The organism is Serratia sp. 4542, from assembly GCF_016805595.1.
GTDB classification, from domain to species: Bacteria; Pseudomonadota; Gammaproteobacteria; order Enterobacterales; family Enterobacteriaceae; genus Serratia; species Serratia nevei.
In genome coordinates this window covers 1-20261 of record NZ_RXKV01000012.1, presented here as the reverse complement: position 1 = coordinate 20261, position 20261 = coordinate 1, and the positions used below count along the sequence as shown (strand labels likewise).

Genomic DNA, 20261 nt, shown 5'->3' with positions numbered 1-20261 from the left:
CGCCTGTTCTCCGAATGCTTAGACCTGTAGCCAGAATGTCACCGGACCATCGTTGACCAGCGCCACCTGCATGTCGGCGGCGAACTCGCCGGTCTGGGTCTCTACGCCGCGTTCGCGGCACTGGCCAACAAAATATTGATACAACCGATCGGCTTCCTGCGGCGCAGCACCGCGCGAGAAGCTGGGCCGCATGCCCTTTTGGGTGTCCGCCGCCAGGGTGAACTGCGAAACGACCAGCACGCTGCCCCCGGCCTGCTGGACGTTGAGATTCATCTTGTCGTTCTCGTCGCCGAAAATGCGGTATCCCAACACGCGTTCGCACAGGCGCTGCGCTTTTTGCTCGTTATCGCCCTGCTCCACGCCCAATAACACTAACAAACCGGGGCCAATCTTGCCTACCGTCTCGCCACCCACCGTGACGCTGGCGTTTAACACCCGTTGAATCAACGCAATCATTCCTGCTGCCCTTCTGGTTTCTGTTCCTGTTGCTCCGCCTTCTGCCGGCGGTAGTCGCGGTATTCGCCGATGGTCACGGTGATTTCCGCGCCGAGTAACACGATACACCAGCTCCAGTAGACCCACAGGAATAAAATCGGGATCACCGCCAGCACGCCGTAAATCAGCTGATAGGAGGGGAACATGGTGACGTACAGCGCGAATCCCTTCTTGCCCAGCTCGAACAGCAATCCGGCCACCACCGCGCCAATCAGCGCGTCTTTGGGCGGCACTCGCACCGTCGGCACGATGCAATACAGCAGCCAGAAGGAAATGCACGACAAAATCAGCGGGAAGATGCGCAGCACCTGATCCACCAAACCGTTGACGCCGGTCTGTGCCAGCCAGTTGAGCGACAGCAGGTAGGAGCTGATGGCCATGCTGGCACCCACCAGCAGCGGCCCCAGCGTCAGCACCATCCAGTACACGGCGAAGGAGAAGACGATCGGCCGCTTGTTCTTGCTGCGCCAGATGGTGTTCAGCACGCTGTCCACCGAGGAGATCAGCAGCAGCGCGGTGACGATCAGCCCGCAGGTGCCGACGGCGGTCATCTTGTTGGAGTTGGCGACGAACTGTTCCAGGTAGTTCTGTATGACGTTGCCGGCGGCCGGCACGAAATTGGAAAAGATGAAGCTCTTCAGCTGTTCGCTGATGTCGGAAAACATCGGGAAAGCGGCGAACAGCGCGAACACCACGGTGACCAGCGGCACCAGCGACAGCAGGGAAACATAGGCGAGATGGCCCGCCAACATCGTCAGGCCATCGTGATCGATACGCTGGTACAGCAACCGTCCGAAGGTGACGCCGGGCTTAATCGCAGAGGGCAGCTTCTTGCGGCGGAAAAACGACATGGTCACTCCTTGATGTCAGTTGATACGCCTTAAGCTTAACGCGCCCTGCGCTCATTGGGCAAAATAGGCCGGCACCACGTCGCGATCGGTGACGTGCACCGTCTTGATCCCCAGCGCCTGCGCGGCGAGGACGTTCGCCGGGTGATCGTCGAAGAACACCGCGTCGGCGGCGGCGGTGTTTTCCGCAGCCAGCACATGTTGATAGATATCGGCCTCCGGCTTGCGCATGCCGAGATCTTGCGACAGATAAAGATGATCGGCGGCGGCGGCCACTTCAGGATAGTGCTGCGGCCAGTAGTTGCAGTGCAGACGGTTGGTGTTCGACAGCACCACCACCCGGTGACCCTCGTTGCGCAGGCGCTGCATGATGTCGATTACTTCCGGGCGCAGCGCGACAAATACCGCCTGCCAGCCGGTGGCGAATTGCTCGAAGCTGAGCGCGATGCCCATTTCATCGCACAGCTTGCCGGCGAAGTCTTCGTCGCTGATTTCACCGCGTTCATGTTGCTGGAATACCTCACCCATGGTGAAACGATCGGATAGCACCGCCAACGGCGTGCCGCTCAAATTGCTCCACACGCCCAGCACACGCTTGAAATCGATATCGACGATCACATTACCTAAATCAAAGATATACAGCATAGTCCTCTCCTGATGGGCCGGTGAGATTTCACTGTAGCGGGAAAAGGAACAGCTGAACAGGGAGCGAACGGAAAAGCGCATAGCGCGCCGCACAAACGAGGAACAACAGAGGAAAAAACTCAGGGCGCGAGAACCGCGCCCTAAGCATGAGACACTCAATCAGCGATTAAGCGTCTTTAGGACCGCGGCTGGCACGCTTACGATCGTTTTCCGTCAGGTGACGCTTACGGATACGGATCGAGGTTGGCGTCACTTCTACCAGTTCGTCGTCATCGATAAACTCCAGAGCTTGCTCCAGGGTCATTTTGATGGCCGGAACCAGGGTAGTCGCTTCGTCAGTACCGGAAGCACGCATGTTGGTCAGCTTCTTACCGGTCAGGCAGTTTACGGTCAGGTCGTTAGAGCGTGAGTGAATACCGATGATCTGGCCTTCATACACTTCTGCACCGTGGCCCAGGAACAGCTTGCCGCGATCCTGCAGGCCGAACAGCGCGAACGCTACCGCTTTGCCCTGGCCGTTGGAGATCAGCACGCCGTTCTGACGCTGGCCCACTTCGCCCGGACGCACGTCGTCGTAGTGGCTGAAGGTGGAGTACAGCAGGCCGGTACCCGAAGTCATGGTCATGAATTCGTTACGGAAGCCGATCAGACCGCGGCTTGGGATCACGTAGTCGAGACGCACGCGGCCCTTACCGTCCGGATCCATGTTTTTCAGGTCGGCTTTACGCTCACCCATCGCCTGCATCACGGAACCCTGATGCTGCTCTTCGATATCCAGCGTTACGTTCTCGAATGGCTCCTGCTTGCGGCCATCGATTTCACGGAAGATAACTTTCGGACGGGAAACCGCCAGCTCGAAACCTTCGCGACGCATGTTTTCGATCAGCACCGACAGGTGCAGTTCGCCACGGCCGGATACGCGGAAGGCGTCCGCATCGTCGGTTTCTTCAACGCGCAGCGCTACGTTGTGTACCAGCTCTTTATTCAGACGGTCAAGGATCTGACGCGACGTTACGTACTTACCTTCTTTACCGCAGAACGGCGAGGTGTTGACGTTGAAGAACATGGTTACGGTCGGCTCGTCGACGGACAGCGCCGGCAGCGCTTCTACGGCATTGGTGTCGCAGATGGTGTCGGAGATGTTCAGCTCGCCCAGGCCGGTGATGGCGATGATGTCGCCCGCTTCCGCCAGGGTGCTGTCGATACGCTCCAGACCCAGGTGGCCCAGCACTTTGCCCACTTTACCGTTGCGAGTTTTACCTTCGCTGTCGATGATGGTGACCTGCTGGTTCGGCTTCACTTTACCGCGCTTGATGCGGCCAATGCCGATAACGCCCAGGTAGTTGTTGTAGTCCAACTGGGAGATCTGCATCTGGAATGGCGCTTCCAGCTCAACCTGCGGCGCAGACACGTGGTCGACGATCGCCTGATACAGCGGGGTCATGTCTTCCGCCATGTCGGTGTGGTCGACGCCGGCGATGCCGTTCAGCGCAGAAGCGTAGATGATCGGGAAGTCGAGCTGCTCGTCGGTCGCGTCGAGGTTCACGAACAGGTCGAACACCTGATCCACAACCCAGTCAGGGCGCGCGCCAGGACGGTCAACCTTGTTGATGACCACGATCGGCTTCAGACCGTTGGCGAAGGCCTTCTTGGTCACGAAGCGGGTTTGCGGCATAGGGCCATCCATTGCATCCACAACCAGCAGCACCGAGTCAACCATCGACATCACGCGCTCTACCTCGCCGCCGAAGTCGGCGTGTCCTGGGGTATCCACGATGTTGATACGGTAACCGTTCCAATTAATGGCGGTGTTTTTTGCGAGGATGGTAATCCCACGCTCTTTCTCCAAATCGTTGGAGTCCATTACGCGTTCGGTCGCTTCCGCACGCTCTCCGAAAGTACCGGATTGTTGCAGCAGCTTATCAACCAGGGTGGTTTTACCATGGTCAACGTGGGCAATAATGGCGATGTTACGCAAATTTTCGATCACAGCTTTGCCTCGGGCATTAGAAATAGCGCGCTATTGTACACGTATTAAGCGAGGGACTAAACAAGATCACAACCATCTCTTATAAACAACCGCGTACCGGTCAGTTTGTGATCCCTTTCACGGTGCAAAAAGCCGCAATCGTTGCACTTTTGCACCATTTCGGTGCCCGCGCCCACCCTTATTGCACCATAACAGTGCAATTTATCGTTGATGGTGCATACTGTGGCTGGGTAAAACCCGCGCAGAGAGGCGATAAAAGCCTTTTCTAAAAGTTGGCACGCTTTTCGCTTTAGTCTTTTCAAGGCGAAAAAAAGCCAGTTCCACAGATTCGTTCCACGACGACGACAATGATAAACCGGGAGAGTTAAGTATGTCCGCTGAACACGTTTTGACGATGCTGAATGAGCATGAAGTGAAATTCGTAGACCTGCGTTTCACTGACACCAAGGGTAAGGAACAGCACGTGACTATCCCGGCTCACCAGGTAAACGCCGACTTCTTCGAAGAAGGTAAAATGTTTGACGGCTCCTCTATCGGTGGTTGGAAGGGCATCAACGAATCTGACATGGTGCTGATGCCGGACGCCAGCACGGCGGTTCTGGATCCGTTCTTCGAAGAACCTACGCTGATCATTCGCTGCGACATTCTCGAGCCGGGCACCATGCAAGGCTACGATCGCGACCCGCGCTCCATCTCCAAACGCGCCGAAGACTTCCTGCGCTCCTCCGGCATCGCGGATACCGTGCTGTTCGGGCCAGAGCCTGAGTTCTTCCTGTTCGACGACATCCGCTTCGGCAGCAGCATCCGCGGTTCCCACGTGGCCATCGACGACATCGAAGGCGCCTGGAACTCCGGTACAAAATACGACGGCGGCAACAAAGGCCACCGTCCGGCGGTGAAAGGCGGTTACTTCCCGGTTCCACCGGTCGACTCTTCGCAGGATCTGCGTTCCACCATGTGTCTGACCATGGAAGAGATGGGCCTGGTGGTTGAAGCGCACCACCACGAAGTGGCAACCGCCGGTCAGAACGAAGTGGCAACCCGCTTCAACACCATGACCAAGAAAGCCGACGAAATTCAGATCTACAAATACGTGGTGCACAACGTGGCGCACGCCTTCGGCAAAACCGCGACCTTCATGCCGAAGCCTATGTTCGGCGACAACGGTTCCGGCATGCACTGCCACATGTCGCTGTCCAAGAACGGCACCAACCTGTTCGCCGGCGACAAATACGGCGGCCTGTCTGAAACCGCGCTGTTCTACATCGGCGGCATCATCAAGCACGCCAAAGCGATCAACGCCCTGGCCAACCCGACCACCAACTCGTACAAGCGTCTGGTGCCAGGCTACGAAGCGCCGGTGATGCTGGCTTACTCCGCCCGTAACCGCTCCGCGTCCATCCGTATCCCGGTGGTCTCCAGCCCGAAAGCGCGCCGCATCGAAGCCCGCTTCCCGGATCCGGCGGCTAACCCATACCTGTGCTTCGCCGCGCTGCTGATGGCCGGCCTGGACGGCATCATCAACAAGATCCACCCTGGCGACGCCATGGACAAAAACCTGTACGACCTGCCGCCGGAAGAAGAAGCCGAGATCCCAAAAGTGGCCGGCTCGCTGGACGAAGCAATGGCCGCACTGAACGAAGACCGCGAGTTCCTGACCCGCGGCGGCGTGTTCACCGACGATGCGATCGATGCCTACATCGAACTGCGCAAAGAAGAGATGGACCGCGTTCGCATGACGCCACACCCGGTTGAGTTCGAACTGTACTACAGCGTCTAAGCCCTACCCGCGCCGTCTGCACAGGCGGGCGGCGCCCACATTTTTGTTATCGCTTTTTTGTTGCCGTGGAAACTTTCAGCCCATCTTCGGATGGGTTTTTTTCTCCACCGTATTTTCTGCAAAACTATTCCATACCGCGCCGATCCCGGATGGAGTAGGATAGATGCACTAAAAAGGTGCAGGAGTCTGCTGTATGGCAACTGGCAAGCTGCCCGATGCTGGGCAGATCCTCAATTCACTCATCAACAGCATCCTGCTGTTGGATGACTCACTGGCGGTTCACTACGCCAACCCGGCGGCACAGCAGCTGCTGGCACAAAGCTCCCGCAAGCTGTTCGGCACGCCGCTGCCCGATTTGCTCGGTTATTTTTCGCTGAACGTCTCTTTGATGCGCGAAAGCCTGCGCGCCGGTCAGGGCTTCACCGACAACGAAGTGACCCTGGTGGTCGACGGCCGCGCGCATATCCTTTCCCTGACCGCTCAGGCGCTGCCGGAAGGCTATATCCTGGTCGAGCTGGCGCCGATGGACAATCAGCGCCGCCTGAGCCAGGAACAGCTGCAGCATGCTCAACAGGTGGCGGCTCGCGATCTGGTGCGCGGTTTGGCGCACGAGATTAAGAATCCGCTGGGCGGCCTGCGCGGCGCGGCGCAGCTGCTGGCCAAGGCGCTGCCCGATCCGGCGCTGACCGAATACACCAAGGTGATCATTGAGCAGGCCGATCGGCTGCGCAATCTGGTGGATCGCCTGCTCGGCCCACAGCGGCCCGGCCAGCACATTACCCAGAGCATTCATCAGGTCGCGGAGCGCGTCTGCCAGCTGGTGTCGCTGGAAATGCCGGATAACGTCACGCTGGTGCGCGACTACGATCCGAGCCTGCCGGAAATGGCCCACGACCCGGATCAGATTGAACAGGTGCTGCTGAACATCACCCGCAACGCGCTGCAGGCGCTGGGCGAAGCGGGCGGCACCATCACGCTGCGCACCCGCACCGCGTTTCAGATTACGTTGCACGGCACCCGCTACCGCCTGGCGGCGCGCATCGACGTCGAAGACGACGGCCCCGGCGTACCGGCGCAGCTGCAGGACACGCTGTTCTACCCGATGGTCAGCGGCCGTGAAGGCGGTACCGGCCTGGGATTATCCATCGCCCGCAATCTTATCGATCAGCATTGCGGAAAAATTGAATTCAACAGTTGGCCAGGTCATACCGAATTCTCGGTCTACCTGCCCATTCGTCAGTGAGGTTTGCTATGCAACGAGGGATAGTCTGGATCGTCGATGACGATAGCTCCATCCGCTGGGTGCTTGAGCGTGCGCTCACCGGCGCGGGCCTGAGCTGCGCCACCTTCGAAGGCGGCAATGACGTGCTGGAAGCCTTGGCCACGCAAACCCCCGACGTGCTGCTGTCCGATATCCGCATGCCGGGTATAGACGGCCTGGCGCTGCTCAAGCAGATCAAACAGCGCCATCCGATGCTGCCGGTGATCATCATGACCGCGCATTCGGATTTGGACGCCGCCGTCAGCGCCTATCAGCAAGGGGCCTTCGACTACCTGCCGAAGCCGTTCGACATCGACGAAGCGGTGGCGCTGGTCGAACGCGCCATCAGCCATTATCAGGAGCAGCAGCAGCCGGTGCGCAGCCAGCCGGCCAGCGATCCGGCGGCGGACATCATCGGCGAAGCGCCGGCGATGCAGGACGTGTTTCGCATCATCGGCCGGCTGTCGCGTTCGTCGATCAGCGTGTTGATCAACGGCGAATCCGGCACCGGCAAGGAACTGGTGGCGCATGCGCTGCACCGCCACAGCCCGCGCGCCAAGTCGCCGTTCATCGCCCTGAACATGGCCGCCATCCCCAAGGATCTGATCGAGTCGGAGCTGTTCGGCCACGAGAAAGGCGCCTTCACCGGCGCGAACCAAATCCGTCAGGGCCGCTTTGAACAGGCCGACGGCGGCACGCTGTTCCTCGACGAGATCGGCGATATGCCGCTCGACGTGCAAACGCGCCTGCTGCGGGTGCTGGCGGACGGCCAGTTCTACCGGGTCGGCGGCTATGCGCCGGTGAAAGTCGACGTGCGCATCATCGCCGCCACGCACCAGAACCTGGAGCTGCGGGTGCAGGAAGGCAAGTTCCGCGAGGATCTGTTCCACCGCCTGAACGTGATCCGCGTACACCTGCCGCCGCTGCGCGAGCGCCGTGAAGACATCCCGCGGCTGGCGCGCCACTTCCTGCAGATCGCCGCCAAAGAGTTAGGCGTCGAAGCCAAGAACCTGCACCCGGAAACCGAAACCGCGCTGACCCGCCTGCCCTGGCCGGGCAACGTGCGCCAGCTGGAGAACACCTGCCGCTGGCTGACGGTGATGGCCGCCGGGCAGGAAGTGCTGATCCAGGATCTGCCGGGTGAGCTGTTCGAAACCGCCGCGCCGGAAAGCCCCAGCCACAGTCTGCCGGACAGCTGGGCCACGCTGCTGGCGCAGTGGGCCGATCGCGCGCTGCGTTCCGGTCATCAAAACCTGCTGTCGGAAGCGCAGCCGGAAATGGAGCGCACGCTGCTCACCACCGCCCTGCGCCACACCCAAGGGCACAAACAGGAAGCCGCGCGCCTGCTGGGCTGGGGGCGCAATACCCTGACCCGCAAGCTTAAAGAGCTGGGCATGGAATAGGAGCAGGATGGATGATGAAAAACGCAGTCCGGCGCACAAAAAAACGCCAATCGCAGGCTTTACAGCCGGTGCGGGCGCAGTATGATCGTGTCGCACACTCTGGAGGTTGACGATGCTGGACTCTTTCATCGTATTCATTTCTCAGGGCGCGGAGCTGGGCTCCGCTGCCAGTCACACCCCGCAGGCGGCGGTTGCCGCGGTGTTGTGCGCCGCGCTGATTAACTTCTTCAGTTAAAAAAACAGCCGCATCAGCGGCTGTTTTTTCATCCTCAAATCACCCGTGAGAATTGCTGGCTGCGCGCCTGTTGCCGCAGATAGCGGTCAAAACACATGCAGATATTGCGGATCAACAAGCGCCCGCGCGGCGTGACGCGGATGCCCTGCTCGTCCCGCTCCACCAGCCCATCGCGTTCAAACGGCGCCAGCAGCTGCAAGTCTTCGGCGAAGTAAGCGGTAAAGTCGATGCCGTATTGCCGTTCGAGCGGCTGATACGCCAACCGGAAATTGCAGATCAGGGTTTTGATCAGATCGCGCCGCAGGCAATCGTCGTCCGTCAACGCCAGCCCGCGCCACAGTGCATTACCCTGCGCCTGTACGCTGTCATAGTAATGCTTCAGCTCTTTCTGGTTCTGCGCATAGCTGTCGCCTAGCATGCTGATGGCCGACACGCCCAGCCCCAGCAGATCGCTGTCGCCCTGGGTGGTGTAGCCCTGGAAATTGCGGTGCAGCTTGCCTTCGCGTTGGGCGATTGCCAGCTCGTCGTCCGGGCGCGCAAAGTGATCCATGCCGATGAACTGATAGCCGGTGCCGGTCAAGAAAGCGATGCTCTGCTGCAGGATATCCAGCTTCTGCTGCGCGCCCGGCAGATCGGCGTCTTTGATTTTGCGCTGGGCAGCGAACAAGTTCGGCATATGCGCGTAGTTGAACACGCTGAGGCGATCGGGATTCAGCTCAGCCACCCGCTGCAGCGTGAAAGCGAAGCTTTCCGGCGTCTGTTTCGGCAGGCCGTAGATCAGATCGATATTGGTCGAGCGGAAGCCCAGCGCTTTAGCCCGCTCTATCAGGGCGAAGATAAAGGCCTCATCCTGCTCGCGGTTGACCAGCTGCTGCACCTGCTTGTCGAAATCCTGCACCCCCATGCTCAGACGGTTAAAGCCTTCTGCGCGTAAATGATCGAGCACATCCAGCTCTATCTCGCGCGGATCGACCTCGATCGACATCTCCGCATCGGGCAGGAAATCAAAGTGTTCGCGCAGCAACGCCACCAGCCGGCTGATTTGCGCTTTATCCAGGTAGGTCGGCGTACCGCCGCCCCAGTGCATCTGGCCGACCTTACGGCCGGCGAACAGCGGCGCACGGCAGGCGATCTCTTGCGCCAAAACGTTCAGGTATTCGTCGGCCTTGTGCGTCTGGCGCGTCACCAGCTTGTTGCAGCCGCAGAAGTAGCACAGCTTATGGCAGAAAGGGATATGCACGTACAGCGACAGCGGCCGCTCAGGGTAGCGCGCAGCGGCGCGTTGAAACGCCGCTTCGTCGTAGCGCTGGTTAAACTCCAGCGCCGTGGGGTATGAGGTATAACGCGGCCCTGAGTAGTTATATTTTTGGATCAGGGCCAAATCCCAGACAATCGTCTGCTCTGACATGCTCACTCCTTCCGATATCTTTTTCTACCGGGCCGGGAGAGGGGCGGTTGTCTGCGCTGTCTGGCCACGGAAGCGCTGCGAAAACGCGCTTTGCGCTTAGACAGCCGCCATAGTTTACCGAATAACCACAGCAGATAACACATCAAGAGTAGGGCTATTGTCGGGATTAGCCACATAGCGCGTTAAAAGGCGTCTTTCGGATTGCCGCCTTTCAGCAGCTTCAGAATATCTTCCTGCTTCTCTTCTTCTTCGTCGTCGTCTTCGCCCAGTTCGATGCCCAGCACGTCCATCAGCACATCGATGCGATCCAGCGTCTTGTCGACATACGCTTGCTCTTCCGCGTTCAGCGTTTCGCCGTCGTCGATGCGATCCAGCAGCGCGTTCAGGCGCTCGTCATTTTCCAGCTTCGCCAGCTCTTCTTCCGGCGACAGGCGCGGTTTCGCTTCGGCCTTTGGTTTCGGCTGCGGTTTGGCCTTCACTTTGGTCTCGTCGACCACCAGCGCAACCGGCACTTTACTGCCGATACGCGGATCTTTGGCTGCCGCCGCCGATTTATTTTTCTGGCTGCCGGACTCGACCTGGGTGCGCGAACCGGAAGCGAGGCCACGGCGCTTTTTCAGGCGTTTGCGCTCGCGCGCTTCCTGATCGAGCTCCATACGGCTTTTCTTTTTCGTTTTTGACTTCGCCGCGCTGCCGCGAGGTGCTTTTGATGGCTGGTTCATAGCGTGTGCTCTTAGGTATGTAGATTCAGTATAGAATTGCGGCGGAATCTAGCAGAAAGCGGACAAAGAAAAAAGGCGGCAGGTTAAACCTGCCGCCTATTTCGCACCTTCTCGCGAAGGGTATTCCTGTTACGCGCTCCTTGCGTACATGCAACATCCCGGTTTTTCCCTCTGCTATAACCGCATTCCCTGCCACTACGTCCTTCATCCTGAAAGAAAAATCGTCCATGGCGCAATCCATTCGCATCCGCTCTTCCCGAGCGCGCTTCCTGCGGGCATCCAAATTGCCGATACTTCACCATCCGATGTGCCTGCCGCCTATTCCGGTGCGAAAGGGTCACTTCCTTTTGCGTTCATCCTGGCACTCATTGCACGCCCTGTGCGTTCCCTGAGATTTGTCATCCTTCCCGGATGTTCCCTAATCCTGCGCAACCCTGCGTTAACGACTACTTTACGTTATTGTTGCGAAGGCTCAAGGCACCTGACACCGTTTTGGATGACATTTCCCTACAACGAAAAAACAACATGTTGTTTTTAAAATAAAAACATAAATATCACTTTCGAATAAAGCGACATTACCCGCGATTCGAATGGCAAATGTCTCACAACCTACGCGCGGCATAACTGTCGTTTTATCGCGTCCCACCGCTTAAAAACCGAGAAACACGCCATTTTTACCGCTGATGCAGTTATAATCGCCAACCAGTTAGCCATCCTCACGGAGACGAAAAATTTTGACCAGCAAGAACTACAACTATCATGTGACCCATTTCGTCACCAGCGCACCCGATATTCGCCATCTGCCGGGGGATGCAGGAATTGAAGTCGCCTTTGCCGGCCGTTCCAACGCCGGGAAATCCAGTGCGCTGAACACCCTGACCAACCAAAAAAGCCTGGCGCGCACCAGTAAGACACCGGGGCGCACCCAGCTGATCAACCTGTTCGAAGTGGAAGACGGCATCCGCCTGGTCGACCTGCCGGGTTACGGCTACGCCGAAGTGCCGGAAGAGATGAAGCGCAAATGGCAGCGCGCGCTGGGCGAATACCTGCAGATGCGCAACAGCCTGAAAGGACTGGTGGTGCTGATGGATATCCGCCATCCGCTGAAAGATCTCGACCAGCAGATGATCCAGTGGGCGGTCGACGTCGGCACCCCGGTGCTGGTGCTGCTGACCAAGGCCGACAAGCTGGCCTCCGGCGCACGCAAGGCGCAGCTCAATATGGTGCGTGAAGCGGTGCTGCCGTTTATGGGGGATATCCAGGTTGAAGCCTTCTCGTCGCTGAAGAAGATCGGCGTCGACAAGCTGCGCCAGAAGCTGGATACCTGGTTTAACGAGATCCCGCCGGAAGTGCTGCCGGAAGACGAAGCCGGCGAATAAGCCCAGGCTGAACGCCAGAGCCGATGCCTCACCGCATCGGCTTTTTTATGCCCGCAGTTCAGCCACAGGCGGGATTTTTTGTTATCTAATTACAGTTCTGAAATAAAGCCATCATAAAAACTTATCGCCAGGGCAGGCTGATCTCACCAAATCACGGCGTTGAGGGAGCGGAAGCGGGAACGAAAAGCGGTGCGAAGAGATAGGAAAAACGTATGGCTTGCTGCTGTTTTTACAATAAAAAACGCCCCAGTCAATACTGACTGGGGCGGCTAAATATTCAGCCAAATCCGATTACGTGAAGTAAAAGGTCTGAAAGATAGAACATCTTACCTCTGTACCCTACGCCTGTAACTCTACATTATTTTTTCACAGGGCAAAAGAATTTTTTGTAGTTTACTTACACAATTTGCGGCGCAAGAACGGCGAAGTTGGGGAAACTATCGCCGCATCTTGTAGCTTAATTACGAAAAATGCTTAGGTTCTCGCCAGTTAGCACATCCGGCGATAAACCGGCGATCAGTGCGCCTCATCCCAGTTCATGCCGACGCCCACGTCGACCTTCAACGGCACCGCCAGCGTCATGCTGCCCTCCATCAATTGGCGGATAAGTTGGCTGGCTTCTTCGATCACCGACTCGTGCACCTCAAACACCAATTCATCGTGCACCTGCATGATCGCGCGCACCAGCGGCTTCTCCTGCCCTTGCAGCCAGGCGTCGACCTCGATCATCGCACGTTTGATAATGTCGGCCGCCGTGCCCTGCATCGGGGCGTTGATGGCGGCACGCTCGGCCGCCTTGCGGCGCATGGCGTTGCTGGAGCGGACGTCCGGCAGATACAGGCGGCGCCCATCCAGCGTGCTGACATAGCCCTGTTCGGAAGCCTGCTGGCGGGTGCGCTCCATGTAGTCCAGCACGCCCGGGTAACGCTCGAAGTACAGATCCATATAGCGCTGGGCTTCCCCACGCGGGATCCCCAGCTGACGCGCCAGGCCGAAGGCGCTCATGCCGTAAATCAGACCGAAGTTAATCGCCTTGGCGCTGCGGCGCTGTTCGCCGGTCACTTTATCCAACGGCACGCCGAAGACTTCCGACGCCGTGGCGCGGTGAATGTCTTTCCCTTCGGCGAAGGCCTTCAGCAGCCCTTCATCCTGTGACAGATGCGCCATGATGCGCAGCTCGATCTGCGAGTAGTCGGCCGCGACGATGCGGTAACCTTCCGGCGCGATAAAGGCCTGGCGAATGCGTCGCCCTTCGTCGTTGCGCACCGGGATGTTCTGCAGGTTCGGATCGCTCGAGGAGAGACGCCCGGTCGCGGTCACCGCCTGATGATACGAAGTATGCACCCGGCCGCTGACCGGATTGATCATCAGCGGCAGCTTGTCGGTATAGGTGGTCTTCAGCTTCGCCAGGCCGCGGTATTCCAGGATCACCTTCGGCAGCGGGTAGTCCAGCGCCAGCTCGGCCAGCACTTCTTCGTTAGTGGAGGGCGCCCCGCCCGGGGTTTTCTTCAGCACCGGCAGCTTTTGTTTTTCGTACAAGATAGCCTGCAGCTGCTTGGTCGACGCCAGGTTGAACGGCTCTTCCGCCAGCTCATGGGCCTGCGCCTCCAGTTCCGCCAGACGCTTGGCCAGCTCCTGGGAGTGGGCCGACAAAATGGCCGGATCGATCAGCACCCCGGTGCGTTCAATATGCGAGAGCACCGGCAGCAGCGGCATTTCAATCTCGTTGAACACCGTCAGCAGTTCTGCGCTCTGCTTCAGCTGCGGCCACATCGCCAGGTGCAGCTGCAGCGTGACATCCGCGTCTTCGGCAGCGTAAGGCGCCGCCTGCTCCAGGGCGATCTGGTTGAACGTCAGCTGGTTCTTGCCCTTGCCGGCGATTTCTTCGAAGGTGATGGTTTTGTGGCCCAGATAACGATCGGCCAGGCTGTCCATATCATGACGGCCGCCGACGCTGTCCAGCACATAGGACTCCAGCATGGTGTCGTAGGCGATACCGCGCATCTCAATGCCGTAGCGCGCCAGCAGGCTCATATCGAACTTCAGGTTTTGCCCGACCTTCAGCGCTTTATCGTCCTCCAGCAGCGGCTTGAGCGCTTCCAGCACGTAGGCGCGATCCAGCTGTGGCGGGGCATCCAGATAATCGTGCGCCACCGGCAAATAAGCCGCTTCGCCCGGTGCAATCGCGAAGGACAGACCGATCAGGTTGGCGGTCAGGGTATCCAGGCCGTCGGTTTCGGTATCGAAGGCAAACACGTCGGCCTTTTTCAGCCGCGCCAGCCAGTCGGTAAAGGTCGCTTCATCCAGGATAGTGATATACCCTTCCTGGGACAGCTTGGCCTCCGCCAGCGCCTTCGGCGCTTCCGCCGCGGCGGCCGGTTTGGCAGCGCCGGCAGCTTTCGCACCCGCGCCTTTCTTGTTTTCCAGCCATACGCCGGCTTCCACGTCCGCCAGCCAGCGTTTGAACTCGTACTGTTTGAACAGCTGTTGCAGCGTATCGACATCCGGCTCGGACACCGTCAGCTCAGCGCAGGTCAGATCCAACTCGACGTCGGTTTTGATCGTCGCCAGCTTATAGGAGAGATACGCGACCTCTTTATTCTGCTCCAGCTTGGCCGCCATGGTTTTGGCACCGCGGAAGCTCAGCGTGGCGATGCTCTCCAGATTGCCGTACAAGGCATCCAGCCCACCGATGCCCTGCAGCAACGCCTGGGCGGTTTTCTCGCCCACGCCCGGCACGCCGGGAATGTTGTCCGATGAATCGCCCATCAACGCCAGGAAGTCGATGATCAGCTCCGGTGGAATACCGTACTTGTCGCACACTTCCTGCGGGCCGAGGATCGTGTTGTTCATGGTGTTGATCAGGGTGACGTTCGGTGTCACCAGCTGCGCCATGTCTTTGTCGCCGGTGCTGATCAGCACCGCGTGGCCGGCCTTTTCGGCCTCCAGCGCCAGCGTACCGATAACGTCGTCCGCCTCAACGCCGGGCGTCACCAGCAGCGGCAGGCCCATCGCCTTGACCATGCTGTGCAACGGCTCGATCTGCGCTCGCAGATCGTCCGGCATCGGCGGCCGGTGCGACTTGTATTCGGCGAACAGCTCATCGCGGAAAGTCTTCCCTTTGGCATCAAACACCACGGCAACGTGGCTCGGTTGATACTGCAGCAACAGGCTGCGCAGCATATTCAGCACGCCGTACATCGCGCCGGTCGGCTCGCCCGCCGAGTTGGTCAGCGGCGGGAAGGCGTGATAAGCGCGGTAGAGGTAGGAGGAACCGTCAACCAGGATTAGTGGGTTTTCTGCAATCTGGGCCATAGCGTTTCTTTATCGTGATCGGACATAGGGGTAAGCATGCCATAGCTGGCCGCCGGAGACGAACCTTAGCGTGCATTACGGACGAAAATGATGTGATAGTGCGTGAGGATCCGCAAGATCTTACCTGTGGATAACTTTGTGCATAGAAAAGAGACCGAATTATAACGCTCCGATTATCGTTATAACGGCGAATAAAATTCCTATTTAAATCACCGCGTTAAAAGAACGAATTCCGGCGACGCTTTATTACTGGCTTTTATTGGATTTGTGGATATAACTTTCGCCGGATTTTAATCGCACTATTAATCAAATTCGGCGCCTCAATTACCCTAGCACAAGCTGGGAAAGTTGCACGAAAACTCAGCAAATGGTTATCCGATGAGACGAAAAACAGTCATTTTTAGCGGCGCTTTACCCCGGCGATTTCTGTTAAAATATGTTTTTGTTCATGCGCTTCGGCATGCAACGATGTTCTCAACAACCGTCAGCCCATAACCATGCCAAGATTGTTAACGCCTGTTATCTTTATCATTTCCGTCATACTCACGATTCTGGTGACGGTGTTGTGCTCCATCCCCATCACGCTGGCCGGCATCGTGAAACTCCTGGTGCCCATTCCCGCCGTTTGGCGATATATCTCGGCTTTTGCCGATTTCATGATGTGGTGCTGGTGTCAGGGGCTGGCGCTGTTATTGCGCATTAACGGGCAATTACGTTGGGATATTGAAGGGCTGGAGGGGCTGGATCGAAAAAACTGGTATCTGCTGATCAGCAACCACGAAAGTTGGTCGGACATTGTCGTATTGTGCGTGCTGTTCAGAAATCATATTCCAATGAATAAGTACTTCCTCAAGCAACAGTTAGCCTGGGTGCCTTTTGTCGGTCTGGCCTGTTGGGCGCTGGACATGCCATTCATGAAGCGTTACTCCCGCGCCTATTTACTCAAGCATCCGGAGAAACGCGGCAAGGATATCGAAACGACGCGCCGTTCCTGCGAAAAATTCCGTCAGCGTCCAACCACCATCGTCAATTTCGTCGAGGGTTCGCGCTTCACGGAAGCCAAGAAAATTAAAAGCAATTCGCCGTATCGCAATTTGCTGGCGCCCAAAGCCGCCGGCATTGCGTTTACGCTCAGCGCACTGGGCAATCAGTTCGACAAAGTGTTGAACGTTACCCTGCTCTATCCGGAAAATAACCAACGGCCCTTTATGGATATGCTGTGTGGGCGGCTGACGCGTATCGTGGTAAGAATAGAAACGCTGCCGATCGATGAAACCCTGCACGGGGACTACTTCAACGACAAACAGTTCAAGCGGCGCTTCCAGCTGTGGCTGAATACGCTGTGGCAGGAAAAAGATCGGTTGCTGGATAAATTGAAGCGGCAATACGGGTAAAAAAAACGCCGGCAATGCCGGCGTTTTTCATGCTGAATCAGGCTTATTTCTGCTGGCTAAGGAATTTAACCACGTCGGCGAACTGCTTCACGTACGCGTCCATCGAGCTGGTGTCCAGGCCATCGTTTTTAACCATGTATTTGCCGTTCACGAATACCGCCGGCACACCGCGCAGCTGCAGATCTTCCGCGGCTTTCTCCTGTTGAACCACCAGAGATTTCACCACGAAGCTGTTCCAGGCCGCGTCATAATCAGCGGCGGTCACGCCCGCTTTCACGAAGACGTTACGGATATCGTCCGGCGTTTGCACGGTCTGGGTTTTCTGTACCGCTTCAAACATCAGCGGGCTTACTTTGTCTTCCACGCCCAGCGCCATCGCAACCGCCCATGCCTGAGTCAGCTGTTTGCCCAACGGCCCCAGGAACTCCACGTGGTACTTGGTCATTTTGGTGCCGGCAGGCAAGGCCTTCTTCACGTTTTCAGACACGTGATAGACCTGCTCGAACTGGTAGCAGTGCGGGCAGTAGAAGGAGAAGAACTCCAGCACCTGCGGCTCGCCGGTCACCGGCTTGTCCAGGGTCACGTACTGAGCGCCATCGCTAAACTGTGCCGCCGAGGCGCTGAATGCCATCACCATGCCAACGAGCGCCAACCATATTTTTTTCATAAGACTAAACTCTCCATTGTGTTAAAGCTTCAATACATTGGCGTCAGCTGCAGAGGAGGCTCCTGCAACAGCTTAACCTGTTCGGTGAAGGCCGCAGTCTGAGACAACCAGAAATCAGACTCCACCATCCACGGAAAACTCTTAGGAAAGGCCGGATCCTGCCAACGGCGGGCGACCCAGGCCAGGTAATACACCATGCGCATCGCCCGCAGCGGCTCGATCAACGCCAACTCACGCTGATCGAACTCGGCAAATTCACCGTACGCCTCCAGCAAGACGTCCAACTGCATCAGTTGATCGCGGCGTTCGCCGTGCAGCAGCATCCACAAGTCCTGCACCGCAGGGCCATTACGTGCGTCATCAAGATCGACGAACAGCGGGCCGTCGCGCCACAGAATATTGCCCGGATGGCAATCACCGTGCAAACGGCGCGGCTGCCAGTTCAGATGCCAGTGCGGCTTAATCGCCGCGATCAGGTTATCCGTCGCCTGCAGGAACCCCTCACGCTGCGCTGCCGGCAACAGCTCGCAACCGGCCAACACCTGACGCGGGGCGGTGAGATACTCTTCAACCCCCATCGTCGGCCGCTCGGCGAACAAACGCTCACCACCGACCTGATGGATACGCCCCAAGAAACGACCCACCCATTCCAACTGATCCAGGTTGTCTATCTCGTACTGCCGCCCGCCCACGCTGGGGAACAGGGTAAAGAAGAACCCAGCGTGCGTATGCAGCGTAGCGCCTTGCAACGCCAACGGCGCTACCGCCGGGATCTCCGCCTTCGCCAGATCCAGAGCGAACTGGTGCTCCTCACCGATCTGCGCAGCGCTCCAGCGCTCCGGGCGGTAAAACTTCACCACGTAGCGCCGGCGATCTTCGTCCATAAACTGATAGACGCGGTTCTCGTAGCTGTTCAGCGCCGTCAGACCGGAGTCGACGCGCAGGCCAACCCCTTCTAGCGCGTCCATAATCAAGTCGGGCGACAGAGTGTCGAAATTAAAAGCAGAGTTATTCATAACGTTCGTTTGATCGCTGACAGCACGGTGCCGGGAATGAGAAATAGTAGCATTAATGGCGCGTTTCACGAGCTATGCTTTCTCGCACCGCACGAAGGTCAGTCCTTAATAACCCCGCGAGCGCGCAACAGCGCCGTTTTAAAATCTTCTTCGTAATCTTTCTTCAGGCCCGGGATCTGATCCGTGCCGGCGCTGCCGCGCATTTTCAGGTGGTAAATAAGAATATCATCGCTCAGCTCGGACAACTCGCCCTGGAAGCCCGCTTCCTTCGCCAGTTTTTGCAAAAACTGCATCAAATTGAGATCGGGATCTTCCTGCCAGGCCGGGTGCAACAGCTCGATCAACTCATTTACGCGATGCGTTTTCATCTCAATATCGTCCAATAGCATGAATAAACTCACAAAGTAACAGGCTTACCCACGCAGTGAAAGAACCGGCTTGTCAATAAAGGTAAATCCTGATGTCACGCCGGCTTTAGCGCTACAATCAGCGCATCGACAAGGCGGGATAAACGAGATGCATAAAGAAATCAGCGGCGTAATTTTGGCCGGCGGGCGAGCCACGCGCATGGGCGGTGAGGATAAAGGCCTGGTGTCGATTGGCGGTATCGCACTCTATCAGTATGTTCTGGCCCGGTTACGGCCGCAGGTGGCTTCCGTCGCCATCAGCGCCAACCGCAATCAGGCACGCTACCAGGCGAGCGGTTTGCCGGTGATTGGCGATCTGACGCCCGATTTCGCCGGGCCGTTGGCCGGGATGCTCGCCGGGCTCAAGCAATCTCCCAACGAGTGGGTGGCCTTCGTCCCTTGTGACGTCCCCGACTTTCCCGCCGACTTAGTCGCGCAGCTATGGCAGCAAAAAGGCGCAGCGCCAGCGGCCTTTGCCAGCGATGGTGAACGAGATCACCCTACGCTGGCGTTATTGCATACCCAAACAGCGCCGCAGCTGGCTGACTATCTGACGCGGGGTGAACGCAAGCTGATGCTGTTCTTGCATCAGATTAACGCACAACGCGTGGTGTTCAGCGGGCAACAAGCGGCATTTCATAATCTGAATACGCCGGAAGACTGCCGGAATTGGCAGCAAGCACGAGAGCTAAAGAAATGAATCGTTCATTGCCCCCCTTGCTGGCTATCGGTGCCTATAGCGGAACGGGAAAAACCACCCTGCTCAAACAGCTGATCCCGATGCTGAAACAGCGCCAGGTGAGGGTTGGGTTGATAAAGCATACGCATCATGACATGGATGTGGATACGCCGGGCAAAGACAGCTATGAGCTGCGCAAAGCGGGTGCCGACCAAACGCTGGTCGCCAGCGATCGCCGCTGGGCATTAATGACCGAAACGCCGGAACAACAACCTTTGGACCTGCGCTACCTGGCAGAACGTTTTGATGCCGATAAGGTCGATTTGATTCTGGTGGAAGGGTTCAAACATGAGCCGGTCAGCAAGATCCTGCTTTATCGGGCCGAGATCGGCAGACCGTTGGAAGGCATGCTGGATCAGTTTGTCGTGGCGGTAGCCAGCGATCGGCCGCTATCCATCGCGGCTAAGCAATTGGATCTCAATCAACCGGAAAGCATCGCCGATTTTATTGTCGAGTGGTTGAACGGCGCAGCGTAGCTGCGCTTTTTTGCATTTTACGCATAGCAAAAAGCCCTGAACTGATGTTCAGGGCTTTCGGCTTTGTTTGATGCCTGGCAG

The 20261-nt window shown here is 57.7% G+C and carries 18 protein-coding genes; 8 read left to right on the top strand and 10 right to left on the bottom strand.

Annotated elements, in window-relative coordinates; genetic code table 11:
* Window positions 1–18: 18 nt before the first annotated feature.
* From dtd to typA, 4 genes are all read right to left on the bottom strand, one after another.
* The gene (gene dtd / locus EKL15_RS18810; protein ID WP_025304712.1) at window positions 19–456 is read right to left on the bottom strand and encodes a D-aminoacyl-tRNA deacylase; all 438 of its coding nucleotides are present in this window, start codon (window positions 454–456) and stop codon (window positions 19–21) included.
* The gene (locus tag EKL15_RS18805; RefSeq protein ID WP_049201866.1) at window positions 453–1346 is read right to left on the bottom strand and encodes a virulence factor BrkB family protein; all 894 of its coding nucleotides are present in this window, start codon (window positions 1344–1346) and stop codon (window positions 453–455) included. Before EKL15_RS18805 ends, dtd begins: the two co-directional genes overlap by 4 nt.
* Window positions 1347–1397: 51 nt before the next feature.
* Complete coding sequence (gene yihX / locus EKL15_RS18800; RefSeq protein WP_060425015.1) at window positions 1398–1988, bottom strand: glucose-1-phosphatase; 591 nt, start codon at window positions 1986–1988, stop codon at window positions 1398–1400.
* Window positions 1989–2154: 166 nt separating this feature from the next.
* A complete protein-coding gene (gene typA, locus EKL15_RS18795; protein ID WP_004931243.1) occupies window positions 2155–3978 on the bottom strand; it encodes a ribosome-dependent GTPase TypA in 1824 nt (607 codons plus the stop codon).
* A 370-nt stretch (window positions 3979–4348) separates the two neighbouring features.
* On the opposite strand from typA, the gene glnA reads away from it, so the two are divergent.
* From glnA to EKL15_RS18775, 4 genes are all read left to right on the top strand, one after another.
* Entirely contained in the window at window positions 4349–5758 is a 1410-nt protein-coding gene (gene glnA, locus EKL15_RS18790) for a glutamate--ammonia ligase (RefSeq protein WP_019452181.1), read from the top strand.
* Window positions 5759–5951: 193 nt separating this feature from the next.
* Window positions 5952–7001 (top strand): nitrogen regulation protein NR(II), encoded by a 1050-nt coding sequence (gene glnL, locus EKL15_RS18785; protein ID WP_004931246.1) that lies wholly within the window; start codon window positions 5952–5954, stop codon window positions 6999–7001.
* Between the two features lie 8 nt (window positions 7002–7009).
* Window positions 7010–8422 (top strand): nitrogen regulation protein NR(I), encoded by a 1413-nt coding sequence (gene glnG / locus EKL15_RS18780; RefSeq protein WP_015379452.1) that lies wholly within the window; start codon window positions 7010–7012, stop codon window positions 8420–8422.
* 112 nt (window positions 8423–8534) lie between these two features.
* On the top strand, window positions 8535–8657 hold the full coding sequence (locus EKL15_RS18775; protein WP_015379453.1) for a YshB family small membrane protein: 123 nt from the start codon (window positions 8535–8537) through the stop codon (window positions 8655–8657).
* 34 nt (window positions 8658–8691) lie between these two features.
* Here the strand turns inward: EKL15_RS18775 and hemN are convergent, their stop codons facing one another.
* Window positions 8692–10065: an oxygen-independent coproporphyrinogen III oxidase gene (hemN, locus tag EKL15_RS18770; RefSeq protein ID WP_100397012.1), complete on the bottom strand. Its 1374-nt coding sequence runs from the start codon at window positions 10063–10065 to the stop codon at window positions 8692–8694.
* A 182-nt stretch (window positions 10066–10247) separates the two neighbouring features.
* Complete coding sequence (yihI, locus tag EKL15_RS18765; RefSeq protein ID WP_071890410.1) at window positions 10248–10787, bottom strand: Der GTPase-activating protein YihI; 540 nt, start codon at window positions 10785–10787, stop codon at window positions 10248–10250.
* 734 nt (window positions 10788–11521) lie between these two features.
* On the opposite strand from yihI, the gene yihA reads away from it, so the two are divergent.
* Entirely contained in the window at window positions 11522–12166 is a 645-nt protein-coding gene (gene yihA / locus EKL15_RS18760; protein ID WP_019452177.1) for a ribosome biogenesis GTP-binding protein YihA/YsxC, read from the top strand.
* A gap of 516 nt (window positions 12167–12682) precedes the next feature.
* On the opposite strand, the gene polA is transcribed toward yihA, so the two are convergent.
* The gene (polA, locus tag EKL15_RS18755; protein WP_203090208.1) at window positions 12683–15481 is read right to left on the bottom strand and encodes a DNA polymerase I; all 2799 of its coding nucleotides are present in this window, start codon (window positions 15479–15481) and stop codon (window positions 12683–12685) included.
* A 497-nt stretch (window positions 15482–15978) separates the two neighbouring features.
* On the opposite strand from polA, the gene EKL15_RS18750 reads away from it, so the two are divergent.
* Window positions 15979–16875, top strand: a complete 897-nt coding sequence (locus EKL15_RS18750) for an acyltransferase (protein ID WP_015379457.1) — start codon at window positions 15979–15981, stop codon at window positions 16873–16875.
* A 43-nt stretch (window positions 16876–16918) separates the two neighbouring features.
* Here EKL15_RS18750 and dsbA read toward each other — a convergent pair whose 3' ends face one another.
* From dsbA to EKL15_RS18735, 3 genes are all read right to left on the bottom strand, one after another.
* Window positions 16919–17542: a thiol:disulfide interchange protein DsbA gene (gene dsbA, locus EKL15_RS18745; RefSeq protein WP_004931264.1), complete on the bottom strand. Its 624-nt coding sequence runs from the start codon at window positions 17540–17542 to the stop codon at window positions 16919–16921.
* Window positions 17543–17571: 29 nt separating this feature from the next.
* The gene (locus tag EKL15_RS18740) at window positions 17572–18558 is read right to left on the bottom strand and encodes a serine/threonine protein kinase (RefSeq protein WP_100397010.1); all 987 of its coding nucleotides are present in this window, start codon (window positions 18556–18558) and stop codon (window positions 17572–17574) included.
* Window positions 18559–18656: 98 nt separating this feature from the next.
* A complete protein-coding gene (locus tag EKL15_RS18735; RefSeq protein WP_004931268.1) occupies window positions 18657–18926 on the bottom strand; it encodes a YihD family protein in 270 nt (89 codons plus the stop codon).
* 148 nt (window positions 18927–19074) lie between these two features.
* On the opposite strand from EKL15_RS18735, the gene mobA reads away from it, so the two are divergent.
* Together mobA and mobB are read left to right on the top strand one after the other, a co-directional pair.
* Window positions 19075–19665, top strand: a complete 591-nt coding sequence (mobA, locus tag EKL15_RS18730) for a molybdenum cofactor guanylyltransferase MobA (RefSeq protein ID WP_060425409.1) — start codon at window positions 19075–19077, stop codon at window positions 19663–19665.
* The gene (gene mobB / locus EKL15_RS18725) at window positions 19662–20180 is read left to right on the top strand and encodes a molybdopterin-guanine dinucleotide biosynthesis protein MobB (protein WP_060425412.1); all 519 of its coding nucleotides are present in this window, start codon (window positions 19662–19664) and stop codon (window positions 20178–20180) included. The genes mobA and mobB overlap by 4 nt, the downstream gene beginning before the upstream one ends.
* Window positions 20181–20261 lie beyond the last annotated feature (81 nt).

Coding starts and splice junctions, on each gene's coding strand:
- dtd (WP_025304712.1), bottom strand. CDS start 456: ATGATTGCGTTGATTCAACGGGTGTTAAACGCCAGCGTCACGGTGGGT.
- EKL15_RS18805 (WP_049201866.1), bottom strand. CDS start 1,346: ATGTCGTTTTTCCGCCGCAAGAAGCTGCCCTCTGCGATTAAGCCCGGC.
- yihX (WP_060425015.1), bottom strand. CDS start 1,988: ATGCTGTATATCTTTGATTTAGGTAATGTGATCGTCGATATCGATTTC.
- glnA (WP_019452181.1), top strand. CDS start 4,349: ATGTCCGCTGAACACGTTTTGACGATGCTGAATGAGCATGAAGTGAAA.
- glnL (WP_004931246.1), top strand. CDS start 5,952: ATGGCAACTGGCAAGCTGCCCGATGCTGGGCAGATCCTCAATTCACTC.
- glnG (WP_015379452.1), top strand. CDS start 7,010: ATGCAACGAGGGATAGTCTGGATCGTCGATGACGATAGCTCCATCCGC.
- EKL15_RS18775 (WP_015379453.1), top strand. CDS start 8,535: ATGCTGGACTCTTTCATCGTATTCATTTCTCAGGGCGCGGAGCTGGGC.
- hemN (WP_100397012.1), bottom strand. CDS start 10,065: ATGTCAGAGCAGACGATTGTCTGGGATTTGGCCCTGATCCAAAAATAT.
- yihI (WP_071890410.1), bottom strand. CDS start 10,787: ATGAACCAGCCATCAAAAGCACCTCGCGGCAGCGCGGCGAAGTCAAAA.
- polA (WP_203090208.1), bottom strand. CDS start 15,481: ATGGCCCAGATTGCAGAAAACCCACTAATCCTGGTTGACGGTTCCTCC.
- EKL15_RS18750 (WP_015379457.1), top strand. CDS start 15,979: ATGCCAAGATTGTTAACGCCTGTTATCTTTATCATTTCCGTCATACTC.
- dsbA (WP_004931264.1), bottom strand. CDS start 17,542: ATGAAAAAAATATGGTTGGCGCTCGTTGGCATGGTGATGGCATTCAGC.
- EKL15_RS18740 (WP_100397010.1), bottom strand. CDS start 18,558: ATGAATAACTCTGCTTTTAATTTCGACACTCTGTCGCCCGACTTGATT.
- EKL15_RS18735 (WP_004931268.1), bottom strand. CDS start 18,926: ATGAAAACGCATCGCGTAAATGAGTTGATCGAGCTGTTGCACCCGGCC.
- mobA (WP_060425409.1), top strand. CDS start 19,075: ATGCATAAAGAAATCAGCGGCGTAATTTTGGCCGGCGGGCGAGCCACG.
- mobB (WP_060425412.1), top strand. CDS start 19,662: ATGAATCGTTCATTGCCCCCCTTGCTGGCTATCGGTGCCTATAGCGGA.